This window comes from Pseudomonas sp. DG56-2 (assembly GCF_004803755.1).
GTDB classification, from domain to species: Bacteria; Pseudomonadota; Gammaproteobacteria; order Pseudomonadales; family Pseudomonadaceae; genus Aquipseudomonas; species Aquipseudomonas auratipiscis.
In genome coordinates, this window is sequence record NZ_CP032311.1 from 5,283,946 (window position 1) to 5,297,297 (window position 13,352).

Here is a 13,352-nt window from a genome sequence, read left to right on the forward strand (position 1 = left end):
GTCTGCCTTGCCTTATTTCCCATGTCTTCTGTCATCCCCGATCTTCCAGCGTTGGCCCAATCAATCAAGGATTGGGGCAAAGAACTCGGCTTTGCCCATGTTGGCATCGCCGGGGTGGATCTGGCTGAGCATGAACAACACCTGGAACGCTGGCTGCAAGCGGGCTATCACGGGGAAATGGACTACATGGGTGCTCACGGCAGCAAGCGCTCCCACCCCGACCAGTTGGTCCCCGGCACCCTGCGCGTGGTGTCACTGCGCATGGACTATCTGCCCGGTGACACGCGCATGGCCCAGCAACTGGCCAATCCCGAAAAAGCCTACATCTCTCGCTATGCGCTGGGTCGCGACTACCACAAGCTGATCCGCAAGCGTGTCCAGCACCTGGCCGAGCGTATCCAGAAAGAAATCGGCCCGTTCGGCTTTCGTGCCTTCGTCGACAGCGCTCCCGTGCTGGAGAAAGCCATTGCCGAACAAGCGGGCCTGGGCTGGATCGGCAAGAATACTCTGCTGCTCAACCGCAAGGCGGGTAGCTACTTCTTTCTAAGCGAACTGTTTGTCGATCTGCCGCTGCCGGTAGATCCCCCGCAAGCCAGCGAACACTGCGGGCGCTGCAGTGCGTGCCTGGACATCTGTCCCACCAATGCCTTTGTCGGCCCCTACGTACTCGACGCCAGACGCTGTATCTCGTACCTGACCATCGAGCTGAAAAACGCCATCCCCGAAGAGCTGCGCGCGCTGATAGGCAACCGCGTGTTCGGTTGCGACGACTGCCAGATTGTCTGCCCATGGAACCGCTTTGCCCGCCCCACCGGCGAAACCGACTTCAAGCCCCGGCATAACCTCGACAGCGCCGACCTGGCCGAACTGTTCATGTGGGACGAGAAAACCTTCCTCGACAGTACCGAAGGCTCGCCACTGCGCCGCGCCGGATATGAGCGTTGGCTACGCAACCTGGCCGTAGGCCTTGGTAACGCCCCGTCGACCATCCAAGTGCTGGAAGCGCTGAAGGCACGCCAGCACTACCCTTCGGAACTGGTACGCGAACACGTCAAGTGGGCCCTGGATCAACACACTAAAAAAGCCGCCGCCAACACCTGAAGCTTATGACTTTCAGTGCTCATCGTTGTAGTGAAACTTGGGCATTTCCCAGTGAAAGCGGATCGCCAACAGGCGCAGCAACAGACCGCCGAACAAGGTCAGCAGGATGGCTTGTTCCCCTGGCATGTTGAAATGCACGCACCCCAGGTAAAACCAGGCCGCGGCGAACGAAACACTCGCATACAGTTCGCGCCGAAAGATCAGCGGAATATCGTTACAGAAAATGTCTCGAAGGATCCCGCCGAACACACCGGTGATCACGCCGCTGATCGATGCCACCAGCATGCCCTGCCCCATCTCCAGTGCCGTCATGCAACCAATCAGGGTGAAGGCGACCAGGCCCAAGGCATCGAGCACCAAAAACAAAGAACGCAAATGGCGCATCAGCGGCGCGATGAAGATAGTCATCAGTGCAGCGAAGCTGGTCAGCACCAGGTATTCCGGATGCTTGACCCAGGTCAGCGGGTAATGCCCCAGCAGCACATCGCGCACCGAGCCACCACCCAGCGCGGTAACGCAGGCGATCAGCACCACACCAAACCAGTCCATCCCGCGGCGCCCGGCCGACAGCGCGCCGGTCATCGCTTCAGCGGTGATTGCAATGAGGTAGAGCATCAACAACATGGCGCAGATCCGTGCAATGGGGCGCGCAGTCTAACCAGTTGCTTCAGGCACCAACAGGGGGCGCCGCACGGATTGTCTGTACAACCGTGCGGCAACGCGATCAGAACTTGATGAAATGCTCGCGGTAGTGACGAAGTTCGTTGATCGATTCACGAATGTCGTCCAGCGCCAGGTGGGTACCCCCTTTCTTGAAGCTGTCGCGCACTTCAGGGGCCCAGCGTGCAGCCAGCTCCTTGAGCGTGGACACGTCGAGATTGCGGTAATGGAAGTAATTCTCCAGGCCACGCATGTGACGGTAGAGGAAGCGGCGATCCTGACAGATGCTGTTGCCGCAGATCGGCGACTTGCCTTTTGGCACCCACTGCTCAAGGAAGGCGATGGTTTGAGCCTCGGCCTCGGCCATACTGACCTTGCTGTCCTTGACTCGCTGAGTCAGACCGGAGCCGCCGTGAGTACGAGTGTTCCACTCGTCCATGCGCGCCAGCACCTCGTCACTGTGGTGAATGGCAATCACCGGACCTTCGGCCAACGTGTTGAGTTCGCTGTCGGTTACGATGGTGGCCATTTCAATAATGACATCGTGGTCTGGATCCAGACCGGTCATTTCCAGGTCGATCCAGATCAGGTTCTGTGGGTTCTGCATGATTCTGCTCCTCGGTAGGTGCGCAGTTTAGCCTAGTGGAGCGTGCTAAACTCCACGCCGTTTAATAATGCTTGCCGAACACGGAACCTTCATGGCCAAACGCCAGCTCAATCGCCGCCAGAACTGGCGGATCGAAAAAATCCAGGGTGAACGCGCTGCCCGCGCCGCCAAACGCGAACAACTGACCCTGCAGGAGCTCGAAGGCGGCGACCTGGGTCCGGAACAGCTCGGTCTGGTGATTGCTCACTTTGGCGTGCAGGTCGAGGTCGAAGCACAAGACGGCGAAGATGCAGGCCAGGTGTTTCGCTGCCACTTGCGCGCCAACCTGCCAGCACTGGTTACTGGTGATCGGGTTGTCTGGCGGGCCGGAAACCAAGGCATCGGCGTAATCGTTGCGCAAATGCCACGCAACACCGAGCTGTGCCGCCCTGACAGCCGTGGCCAGCTCAAGCCTGTGGCAGCCAACGTCGACCTGATCGTGATTGTCTTCGCCCCTGCGCCGGAGCCGCACGCCAATTTGATCGACCGCTATCTGGTCGCCGCCGAGCATGCTGGCATTCACCCCCTGCTGTTGCTGAACAAGGCCGACCTGATCGACGCGCAGAACGCTCCAGCGCTTAACGCCTTGTTGGCGGTGTACCGGCAACTGGGCTACCCGCTCCTGGAAGTGTCGGCCCATCATGGCGACGGAATGCAGCAATTGCAGGCTCGCCTGGATGGTCATATCAGCGTCTTCGTGGGGCAGTCCGGGGTTGGTAAGTCTTCGCTGGTCAACAGCTTGCTGCCTGACGTGCAAACCCGGGTTGGCGACCTGTCAGAGTGGTCCGGGCAAGGCACGCACACCACCACCACCGCGCGGCTATACCACTTCCCGGGAGGTGGCGAGCTGATCGACTCCCCGGGTATTCGCGAGTTTGGTCTGGGGCACGTAAGCCGCGCCGATGTCGAAGCCGGCTTCATCGAGTTCAACGACCTGCTCGGCACCTGCCGTTTTCGCGACTGCAAACATGATCGCGAACCGGGCTGCGCGTTGCTCAAAGCCCTGGAAGATGGCCGCGTGCAGCAGCAGCGGATGAACAGCTACCGCTCGATCATCGCCAGCTTGCCGCAAGATAGCTATTGAGTGAACCGGTGAGGCTCGCAAGGAGCCTCACCGCATTCCATGTAGGACTCACCTGCAGGAAAATTTACCAAACAATGTAGGGCCATTCTTTATCGCTGGTCATACCTTGCCGCGACAAACTCTTTCATTGATTGTCGGCTTTCAGGTTCGCTTTCACCGGGTGACCCAACTCCATGCTTTGAGCTTGAGAGGAAACGACAATGATAAATCCAACCTTGACCAGCAACACCTTCACCCCCTGTGTACCAGGAGGACAGAACTGATGCCTGTGGTTATCAGCTATCGCCACCAGGAGCGCCTTGATGCCTTCATTATCAATGAACGCCTGAAGCTTGAAGGCATTGCCACCCAACTGGACCTCTACGACGGCGAAACCGGTATGACTGCCGATGACGTCAGCGGTCAGGTCTGCAGCAACATCAGTGGCTGTACTCACCTGATCAGCGTCCTCTCCCCGGAAACCATCGACTGTTGGTGGGTACCCTTCCAATTAGGCGCCGCCACCCTCGGCAATCGTCGCATCGCCCTGTACCAATGCGCACACTGCGCGCTGCCTGGATTTCTGGAGAAGTGGCCCATCATGAGCCTGCGCGAACACATCGATCTGTTCGTGCTCGCCTACCACGACGAACAGACATTCCGCCGCTCTATTTGTAGTGAAGGTGCTCACGCCGACGCCACCAATCGACTGAATGCCGGCTTCTTCCACGCTGACCTCAAGGCCAAGATCCGCCGTGGCTTTTGACTTTCGCCAGAAAGCACAACGCCCGTGAACATTGCTGTTGACGGGCGTTGCAGGCAAAGGCTGGGATTACTCCTTGCTCTCGTCCATCTTCAATACGCCATCCTCGAAGATGTTCAGCTTCTGACGCAGTTCACGTGGCTGCATGGGCTCGTCAACAGGCGCGGGGGCTGGCGAGGCCGGATTGGGTGCCGGGGCGTCGGCACCTGGCGCGGCCCCTTCTGGTGCACCGGGCTGCGGCTGCTCGCCCTCGATGGTGCGCTGGGCCTTTTTGGTCAGCACGATAATATCGATACGCCGATTGACCGGATTGAGCGGATTGGCCCGATCAAACAACGAAGACGAAGCATAACCAACCACGCGGGCAACCTGGGTATCCGGGTAGCCACCCGCAACCAGAGCACGACGCGCTGCGTTGGCACGGTTGGCCGACAGCTCCCAGTTGCCGAAGTCTCCGGTGCCAGCGTACGGCTTGGCGTCGGTATGGCCACTGATACTGATCTTGTTCGGTACAGCCTTGATGGTATCGGCCATCGCCAGAAGGATGTCTTCGAAATACGGCTGCAAGCGGGCACTACCGAGGTCGAACATTGGTCTGTTTTCAGCGTCCATGATCTGGATACGCAGGCCATCCTGGGTAATCTCGAACAGAATCTGGTCCTTGAACTTCTGCAGTTCCGGGTTCTCGTCGACCTTGTTCTGCAACTCCTGCAAAAGCAGTTCGAGGCGCTCACGCTCAACCTGCTCGGCCATACTTTCGACCTTGTCCTGATCCAGTTGAATGCTGGTGTCCGGCGTCGGTTCGGATTTGACTTCAGGGTTGATGGTCTTTTCCGGGGCAAGCTCGGGCGAACCGCCCAGGTCAATAATGTAGGGCGTACCGCTTTCCGAAAAACCGATGGGGTCCTTGAAGTACCCGGCAATGGCGATTTTCTGTTCCGGTGTGGCAGTGGACATCAACCAAAGCACCAGGAAGAGCGCCATCATCGCCGTAGCAAAGTCGGCGAAGGCGATCTTCCAGGCACCACCGTGGTGGCCGTCGCCAAAGCGCTTTACGCGCTTGACGATAATGGGCTGATTATTCTCCATGACTTAGCGTCCGCGAACCGCTTGTTCCAGCTCGGCGAAACTTGGACGGTGGGCCGGGAACAGCACCTTGCGCCCGAATTCCACTGCCAGAGACGGCGGCATGCCGGAAGCCGAAGCCACCAGCGAAGCCTTGATCGCTTCATAGACGTTGAGTTCTTCGCGGGCGTCCTGGCGCAGCGCGGTGGCCAGCGGGCCGAAGAAACCGTAGGCCGCGAGAATACCGAAGAAGGTACCTACCAACGCCGCACCCACGTGCAGGCCGATGGCCTGCTGGTCGCCATCGCCCAACGAGGCCATGGTCACCACGATACCCAATACTGCAGCCACGATACCGAAGCCTGGCATGCCATCGGCGATACCGGTCACGGCATGGGACGGGTGCTCGAGCTCTTCCTTCATGCTCAACAGCTCCATGTCGAACAGGCCTTCGAGCTCATGGGGAGCCATGTTGCCGGTGGACATGATGCGCAGATAGTCACAGATGAAGGCAGTCATACGTTCATCGCCCAGCACCGCCGGGTATTTGGCAAAGATCGGGCTGGAGGCGGCATCTTCGATATCGGCCTCGATCGCCATCATGCCTTCGCGGCGGCTTTTGTTGAGGATCTCGTAGACCAACCCGAGCACCTCGACATAAAACGTGTGGGTAAAGCGTGTGCCGAACATTTTCAGCGACTTTTTGATTACATGCATGGTCATGTAACCGGGGTTCGCCTGCAAGAACGCACCAAAGGCTGCGCCACCGATGATCAAGACCTCGAAAGGCTGAATCAGTGCCGCAATTTTGCCGTGAGACAGAACATATCCGCCGAGCACACTCGCGAATACGACGATGATGCCGATAATTTTAGCCATAGATTGAAAGCACTTACTGTCGTGGTCGGGGTCGTGAACGGAAGTTAAAAAAACTCTTCTTCTACTTATCGGCAGATCTGCGCCAGACTATAGTCAGTCAAGGCGAAAAGCCAGTTCGGCCCCTTCCAGCATGCCTATTGAAACCAACGTGCCAGATCAAACACCGAAAACACTCGCTGCCTGGGTCAAGCTACTAGATAGCGTTCGATTGCCCATTCCCATCACCAGCTATGAGCGGGTCAACGCCGCAATTGCCGATAGCCGTCGCTCTCTGCGCGATATCGCCGAATTGATGCAGGACAGCCCAGCCTTGGTGCTTGGGGTCATGCGCGAGGCCAATCATCACACCAACACAAGCATCGGCGAGCCTGCCGAGAGCTTGGAAATCGCCTTGAATCGCCTGGGCCTGGCGCGCACAGCAGAGCTGCTCGAGCGCCTGCCAGTCCTTGCTGAGTGCGAGATCGCACCGACCTTGCGTCAGTTACAGATGGTCAGCCAGCACGCCAGCCAGCAGGCCAACGGCCTGTTTGCCAGCCGCCTGGCCCGACTCTGGCAGGAAATTCACTGGGGCAGCCTGTTGTTTCTTTCGCCCTTATGGCCATTGGCACTGACCTTCCCCAAGCTTCTCGAAGACTGGGAGCTGCGCGTCGTGCACAAGGGTGAATCGGCACAACAGGTCGAAATGGAGTTGTTTGGGGTGCGCGTGTTGAGCCTGTGCAAGGCGCTGGCCGAACACTGGCGACTTCCAGACTGGGTCACCCGCGGCTATCAACTGCTGCAGGAGGAGCGCCGCTTGCTGGCGCAGGCCCTGCACATTGCCCGCGACCAAAACAGCCTGCGCCAGCAGCGACGCCTGGACGAACGGCCGAACTTGCGACGTTGGTTCAACCAGCCTGCCAACACTGTACTGCTGGCCAATGGCTTGGCGTTGGCTGCACAAGTGGGTTGGACCAACCCTCATGTCCGACGCTGGCAACTGCTCACCAGTCTGTATTTGCAAACATCACTGGACGAGGTACAACAACTGGTGCACCAACAGGCAGCCACCAGTGCCCGTCACCATGCCTGTCATGACCTGTTCCACCCGGCCGAGGCCTTGCTCTGGCCCTGGAATCAGCGCCGCCTGCACCCCGGCCAGATCGCTCCGCCGCCACCTTCGACCCAGGCCTTGGGCACTTGGCGCAAACTCTGCGCCGAGTTATTGAGCGAGCCTAGCCCGTTCAGCAATGCCATACACCTGACCACCGTGGCCCGTGATGCCTTGGTAGCCTGTGGCATGCAACGGGTGATGCTGTTGATGACCGACAAGACCGCTACCCAGTTACGCGTCCATCAAACAGCCGGAATTCCGGCAGAAGCCACCAGCCTGGTTGTGTCGATCGAACAGAGCAAGTTGCTTCAGCGCCTCATGAGCTCATCAGCTCAGTTACGCCTGACGCCGGAGAATAGTGTTCAATTTTCCGCCCTGTTACCGCCACACCTGCGTACGTGTTTCCGCAGCGAACACGTGTTGCTGCGCTCGCTGTCGAGCAATGGCCGGGTAGTAATGGTGCTGATTGCCGACCAAGGTGGAAAACCGATGGCCGATGTCAGCGTGCAAGCCTTTGGCAAAACCGCGCAATGTATCGAGCGAGCCCTGACTGCCTTCAGCAACCGCAGCGCCTGACCCATGCGCTACAATCGCCCCCTCTGATCCGCCCTGGAGACTCTGGATGACTGACTTTTCTGGCTTGCCCCTGGTAATCGAGCCGGCTGACCTGCAAGCCCGGCTTGATGTACCAGAGTTGATCCTGGTAGATCTGACCAGCATCAACCGCTATAACAGCGGGCATATTCCGGGCGCTCGCTTTGTCGACCCAAAGCGTACCCAACTGGGCCAGCCCCCTGCACCGGGCCTGCTGCCAGCCAAAGCCGATCTGGAAAAGCTGTTCGCCGAACTCGGCCACAACGACAATGCGATCTATGTGGTATATGACGACGAAGGCGGTGGCTGGGCTGGACGCTTTATCTGGCTGCTCGATGTCATCGGCCACAAGCGTTACCACTACCTCAACGGCGGCGCTCAAGCGTGGCCGGCGAGCACCCTGAGCACTGAAGTACCGAGCCATGCTGGCGCTACCGTCAGCCTGACGCTGCACGAAGAGCCCACGGCCACCCGTGAATACCTGCAAAGCCGCATCGGTGCTGCCGACCTGGCGATCTGGGATGCACGCAGCGCCGCCGAATACCGTGGCGAGAAAGTGTTGGCAGCCAAAGGCGGACACATTCCCGGCGCAGTCAACTTCGAGTGGACTGCCGGCATGGACATGAACGATGCCTTGCGCATCCGCAAGGACATGCCCGAAATCCTCGAGCAACTGGGTATCAGTAAAGACAAGGAAGTGGTCACCCACTGCCAGACTCATCACCGCTCCGGCTTTACCTACCTGGTAGCCAAGCATCTGGGCTACCCTCGGGTCAAAGCCTATGCCGGATCCTGGGGCGAATGGGGCAACCACCCCGACACCCCTGTAGAAGTTTAAGGAAACCTAATGAAATCCCGCTTGTTCATCATCAGTCAGTACCTGTTGCCCCATCACCTGCTGTCGCGCCTGGCTGGCTGCATTGCCGAATGCCGCGTGCGCTGGTTCAAGAACGCCTTCACCAGCTGGTTCGCCAAACGCTACCAGGTCGATATGTCCCAGGCCCTGGTCGAAGACCTCAGCGCCTACGAGCACTTCAACGCCTTCTTCACCCGAGCGTTGAAACCTGGCGCACGTCCGCTCGATGAAACCCCGGGGGCAATCCTCTGCCCTGCCGACGGCGCAGTCAGCCAGCTCGGGCCTATCGAGCACGGTCGCATCTTCCAGGCCAAAGGCCACAGTTTCAGCGCGCTCGAGCTGCTCGGCGGTGATCCAGCCAACGCGGCACCGTTCATGGGCGGTGAGTTCGCCACTATCTACCTGTCGCCAAAGGACTATCACCGTGTGCATATGCCGCTGGCTGGTACCCTGCGCGAAATGATCTATGTGCCGGGTCGCCTGTTCTCGGTCAACCAGACCACTGCTGAAAACGTTCCGGAGCTGTTTGCCCGCAACGAACGCGTCGTGTGCCTGTTCGATACCGAACGCGGCCCCATGGCTGTCGTGCTGGTCGGAGCAATGATCGTGGCTTCGATTGAAACTGTCTGGGCCGGCCTGGTGACGCCACCCAAGCGTGAGCTCAAGACCTTCCGGTACGACGAAGCCAGCCGCGCTCCGATTCATTTGGAAAAAGGCGCGGAACTGGGCCGCTTCAAGCTAGGCTCGACTGCTGTGGTCCTGTTCGGTCCAGAGCAGGTCAAGTGGACCGAAGAAGTTGGCGCAGGCTCCAGTGTGAGCATGGGTCAACGCTTGGCACTACCTACCCAGGCCTGAAACTGAAAAAGCCCGCAGCGATGCGGGCTTTTTCATTGTGCGAACTCAGCCGCGACCATCGCGATCACGAAAGCCGAGCAGGTACAACACACCATCCAGACCCAAGGTCGAAATCGCCTGCTTGGCCGACTGTTTGACTAGCGGCTTGGCCCGGAAGGCAACACCCAAGCCGGCAATCGCCAGCATCGGTAGGTCATTGGCACCATCACCCACGGCAATGGTCTGCTCCATTTGCAGGCCTTCCTTGAGCGCCAGCTCGCCGAGCAGGTCCGCCTTGCGCTGGGCATCGACGATCGGCTCGACAGCAACACCGGTTACCTTGCCGTCAACGACTTCCAGCTCGTTGGCAAAGACATAGTCGATACCCAGCTTGGCCTGCAGTTGCTTGGCGAAATACGTGAAGCCACCCGACAGAATCGCCGTCTTGTAGCCCAGACGCTTGAGCTCGGCGAACAGGGTTTCGGCGCCTTCGGTCAAGCGCAGCGATGCACCGATCTCGTCAAGCACGCCCACATCCAGGCCCTTGAGCAAGGCCAGACGCTCCTTGAAGCTGGCACGAAAATCCAGCTCTCCGCGCATGGCTCGCTCGGTAATTTCCGATACTTGCTCACCTACACCGGCCGCCTTGGCCAACTCGTCAATCACTTCCGCTTCAATCAGCGTCGAGTCCATGTCGAACACCGCCAGGCGGCGATTACGACGGAACAGCGAATCCTGCTGGAAGGCGATATCGACATTGAGTTCCTGGGCCACGCTGAGGAACTCGGCACGCATCGCCTGCGGATCGGCCGGCTCACCGCGTACGGAGAACTCGATGCAACCCTTGCCCTGCTCGACCGGCGTATCCAATGCCACGCGACCGGAAAGTCGATCGATGTGATCAATGTTCAGCCCATACTTGGCCGTGATCGAGCTGACTCGCTGCAATTGCTCAGCCGTAACCTTGCGGGTAAGCAAGGTCACGATATGGCGAGCCTTGCCCTGCCCTTCGACCCAGCTCTGGTAATCGGCTTCGGAAACCGGAGTGAATCGCACCTGTTGATCGAGTTCGTAGCCCGCAAACAGAATATTCTTCAGCACCGAGGAAGCCTTCTCGGTGTCCGGAATTTCCACCAGGATGCCAAAGGACAGGGTGTCATGGATCACCGCCTGACCGATGTCGAGGATGTTCACACCACCCTGGGCCAGAACGCCGGTGATGGCCGCAGTAAGACCCGGACGGTCCTCCCCAGTGATGTTAATCAGAACGATTTCGCGCAAAACGGGCTCCGACACATGGAAAAAAGCACATTCTACCGATTTTCGCTGACCATCGGGCGCAGCCGATGCTTTGCCGGCCCCTGAGCGCTCGCTATACTGCGCAGCAACTTCTCCGACATAAAGAGCCGCGCTCTGTGAACCGGCCTACGCCCGTTAAAACCGACAACTTCTTCCTGCTGATTTTTCATGCCCTGCGCCAACGTCGTGTGCCGCTTGCGCTGCGGATCGCCTGCCACAACGTGCTGCTGGTAGCACTGGCACTGGTGATCTACGCCTGCGTGATGGGTTTGCAGTTCAAGCAGGCCATGCATGACCAGGCCGATGCCCTAGGGCAGAGCCTGACCACGCAAACCGCAACCTCGGCGACCGAGCTGCTGGTGTCCAACGACATCCTCAGCCTCAATGTGCTGCTGGGGAACCTGGTGAAGAACCCACTGGTTGCCCATGCAGCAATCTACAGCGTTGATAACCGCATCCTCGCCGAAGCGGGCCAACGTCCGAAGAACAGTCTGCTGGGTGAGGCCGAAGGGCTCTACCAGACCAAGATCACCTTCCAGGACGTGACCGCCGGGCAACTGCGCATCAGCCTGGACATGGACCAGTTCCAGCAACCGCTGACGATCAGCCTGCAAAGCATGGGCATTCTTGCCGGTATCCTCCTGGCCTTGGCGCTGGCCATGAGCCTGCGCCTTGGACGCTTCATCTCCACGCCGCTGCTGCAACTGCGCGTCTGGCTGCGGGACATCAATGAGTTCACCCCGGCCACCGAGCGCCAGGATGAGATTGGCGATCTGGCTCGCCAACTGCACAGCCGACTTGCGCCGCCGCCGCGCGAAGTGGAGCCTGAGCCTGAAGAGCTGGATGAAGACGAGGACGAACCCGAATTCGAAGTTCGCAACTTGCGCGATCCAAGCTTTGACGAGGCGCCGGCGGTGGGCAAAGTCAGCAAACCTGTCACTGCCGACCATGACGAAGATGATGAAGCATTTGCCGACCTGATCGATGATCAGGAGCACAGTGCCCCACGCCCTGCCCCGCAAGCGGTCAGTCGTGAGCCACAGGCCAGTGCGGTACTGGCGGTACAATTGGGCTCCCAGGAGCAACTGCGTCGTTTGCCACGCGCACGCCTGACCGAACTGCTGGAGCGCTATCGCGATTGCCTGGACCAGGCTGCCTCACTGTATGAAAGCGAAGTGCACACCCTGAACGACGGCAGCACCCTGATGCTGTTTCACAGCCAGGACAGCGGCGAAGACTACCTCACCAACGCTATTTGCTGTGGTGAACTGCTGCGCGCCTTGGGCCATGCCCTGCAGATCGAGGTGGCCGACAGCGGCATTACTCTGCAACTGCAGTTGGGCCTGGCCCTCGGTGAGGACCTGCACGGCCTGAGCCAAATCGACCTGCTGCTGACCGAGAAAGCCCAGGATGCCCTGGCGCTGTCGCAACACAGCCGCAACCTGCTGTTGGTCGAGCGTAAGATCAGCGAAGACACCCTGATCCGCCAGCGTGCACGTATTCGTCCGATTGCCAGCCCTGAAGGGGCGTCCTGTGTCGAGCGCTTGATGGAGCCCTACCCGTCGATGCTGGAGCGTCAACTGGCTCGGATGCACGAGCGTCGGGTCAAGAGCTGATTTGCCGGAGCAGTTTGCTGTGAGTGGGTAGTGATTTGCGCCAGCACTGACTACCCCTGCCAAACCACAGGCACAAAAAAGCCCGCAGCGATGCGGGCTTTTTTGTGCCTGACTGGTTAGAAGCGGAACACTTCCAAATCAGTACGAATAGGTGTCGCCAATGGAATCTTCGACTTTTCTGGCTCTTTACGCACTTGCACCGGCGCAGCTTTCTTCGGTGCTTCTTCAACGATAGGCGGTTGATTGGCCAAAGGTTTGAGGGCGATGCTCAATTGCTCGGCAAGCTTTTGCAGCAACTGCCCCTGGGCTTGAACCTGGGCGGCGGTGCTGCCCTGATGCTGTTGCTCGAGGTGCACGATGCGGTTGTCGCGAACCTGACCACGACGATCGAGCAAACGCCATTGAGCGTCGAGGACCGCAGGCTGGTTGGCGCCGGAGTCCAGGCGAGTGATCGACAGCAAGACCTGCACATCAGGTGTGAAACCGCTATTGCCAGGAGCCAGCACCACGCGCTGGCTATCCAGGCGCCAGGCGAGCTGACGTACCAGCAATTGATCGATATCGGCCGACAAGCTGCCAGCCCAACGGCCTTCAGTGGCTGCAGTCAGGCTGCCGTCGGACTGGCGTTGCAGCAACGTTTCACGCTGCAGGTAGTCGGCCACCGACACCGGGCCGAGCACAACAGCCATACCCGCGCTTTGCGCAGGTTGGCCAGGTTCACCGCTGTCGAGCTGATACAGGGAAACGGGTTGGTGCATGCTGCAACCAGCCAGACCGAGTACGCCGCAAAGTAAAACCAACGGAAGACGCAGAAATTTCATCATCCCATCCAGGCGGCCGCCACAAGGCACACCGCAATGATACTCATGTAGATTCAGTCGGATAC

At 59.2% G+C, this 13,352-nt stretch carries 13 protein-coding genes; 7 read left to right on the forward strand and 6 right to left on the reverse strand.

Annotated features, from left to right (window positions below; genetic code table 11):
• Positions 1–21: 21 nt before the first annotated feature.
• Positions 22–1,101 (forward strand): tRNA epoxyqueuosine(34) reductase QueG, encoded by a 1,080-nt coding sequence (gene queG / locus D3Z90_RS24275; protein WP_136478415.1) that lies wholly within the window; start codon positions 22–24, stop codon positions 1,099–1,101.
• 12 nt (positions 1,102–1,113) lie between these two features.
• Here queG and D3Z90_RS24280 read toward each other — a convergent pair whose 3' ends face one another.
• Together D3Z90_RS24280 and orn are read right to left on the reverse strand one after the other, a co-directional pair.
• Positions 1,114–1,725 carry a trimeric intracellular cation channel family protein gene (locus D3Z90_RS24280; protein WP_136478416.1) on the reverse strand — a complete coding sequence of 204 codons (612 nt, stop codon included), beginning with the start codon at positions 1,723–1,725 and terminating at the stop codon, positions 1,114–1,116.
• Between the two features lie 100 nt (positions 1,726–1,825).
• Positions 1,826–2,368, reverse strand: coding sequence for an oligoribonuclease (gene orn, locus D3Z90_RS24285; protein ID WP_136478417.1), 543 nt, complete (start codon positions 2,366–2,368; stop codon positions 1,826–1,828).
• Between the two features lie 91 nt (positions 2,369–2,459).
• Between orn and rsgA the strand changes: the two genes are divergently transcribed.
• Together rsgA and D3Z90_RS24295 are read left to right on the forward strand one after the other, a co-directional pair.
• Positions 2,460–3,491, forward strand: coding sequence for a small ribosomal subunit biogenesis GTPase RsgA (gene rsgA / locus D3Z90_RS24290; RefSeq protein WP_136478418.1), 1,032 nt, complete (start codon positions 2,460–2,462; stop codon positions 3,489–3,491).
• Positions 3,492–3,753: 262 nt separating this feature from the next.
• Positions 3,754–4,236 carry a TIR domain-containing protein gene (locus tag D3Z90_RS24295; protein WP_136478419.1) on the forward strand — a complete coding sequence of 161 codons (483 nt, stop codon included), beginning with the start codon at positions 3,754–3,756 and terminating at the stop codon, positions 4,234–4,236.
• A gap of 66 nt (positions 4,237–4,302) precedes the next feature.
• Here the strand turns inward: D3Z90_RS24295 and motB are convergent, their stop codons facing one another.
• A complete protein-coding gene (gene motB / locus D3Z90_RS24300) occupies positions 4,303–5,322 on the reverse strand; it encodes a flagellar motor protein MotB (RefSeq protein WP_136478420.1) in 1,020 nt (339 codons plus the stop codon).
• A 3-nt stretch (positions 5,323–5,325) separates the two neighbouring features.
• A complete protein-coding gene (motA, locus tag D3Z90_RS24305; RefSeq protein ID WP_136478421.1) occupies positions 5,326–6,177 on the reverse strand; it encodes a flagellar motor stator protein MotA in 852 nt (283 codons plus the stop codon).
• Between the two features lie 130 nt (positions 6,178–6,307).
• Here motA and D3Z90_RS24310 point away from each other — a divergent pair, with 130 nt between their 5' ends.
• The 3 genes from D3Z90_RS24310 to asd are packed head-to-tail and all read left to right on the forward strand — an operon-like array spanning position 6,308 to position 9,572.
• A complete protein-coding gene (locus D3Z90_RS24310) occupies positions 6,308–7,843 on the forward strand; it encodes an HDOD domain-containing protein (RefSeq protein WP_136478422.1) in 1,536 nt (511 codons plus the stop codon).
• Positions 7,844–7,889: 46 nt separating this feature from the next.
• Positions 7,890–8,699 carry a rhodanese-like domain-containing protein gene (locus tag D3Z90_RS24315; RefSeq protein ID WP_136478423.1) on the forward strand — a complete coding sequence of 270 codons (810 nt, stop codon included), beginning with the start codon at positions 7,890–7,892 and terminating at the stop codon, positions 8,697–8,699.
• 9 nt (positions 8,700–8,708) lie between these two features.
• Positions 8,709–9,572 (forward strand): archaetidylserine decarboxylase, encoded by an 864-nt coding sequence (asd, locus tag D3Z90_RS24320; protein WP_136478424.1) that lies wholly within the window; start codon positions 8,709–8,711, stop codon positions 9,570–9,572.
• 45 nt (positions 9,573–9,617) lie between these two features.
• Here the strand turns inward: asd and serB are convergent, their stop codons facing one another.
• The gene (gene serB / locus D3Z90_RS24325) at positions 9,618–10,832 is read right to left on the reverse strand and encodes a phosphoserine phosphatase SerB (RefSeq protein WP_136478425.1); all 1,215 of its coding nucleotides are present in this window, start codon (positions 10,830–10,832) and stop codon (positions 9,618–9,620) included.
• A 134-nt stretch (positions 10,833–10,966) separates the two neighbouring features.
• Between serB and D3Z90_RS24330 the strand changes: the two genes are divergently transcribed.
• Positions 10,967–12,466, forward strand: a complete 1,500-nt coding sequence (locus tag D3Z90_RS24330; protein ID WP_136478426.1) for a HAMP domain-containing protein — start codon at positions 10,967–10,969, stop codon at positions 12,464–12,466.
• A gap of 116 nt (positions 12,467–12,582) precedes the next feature.
• Here the strand turns inward: D3Z90_RS24330 and D3Z90_RS24335 are convergent, their stop codons facing one another.
• Positions 12,583–13,287: a membrane integrity-associated transporter subunit PqiC gene (locus D3Z90_RS24335; protein ID WP_136478427.1), complete on the reverse strand. Its 705-nt coding sequence runs from the start codon at positions 13,285–13,287 to the stop codon at positions 12,583–12,585.
• Positions 13,288–13,352 lie beyond the last annotated feature (65 nt).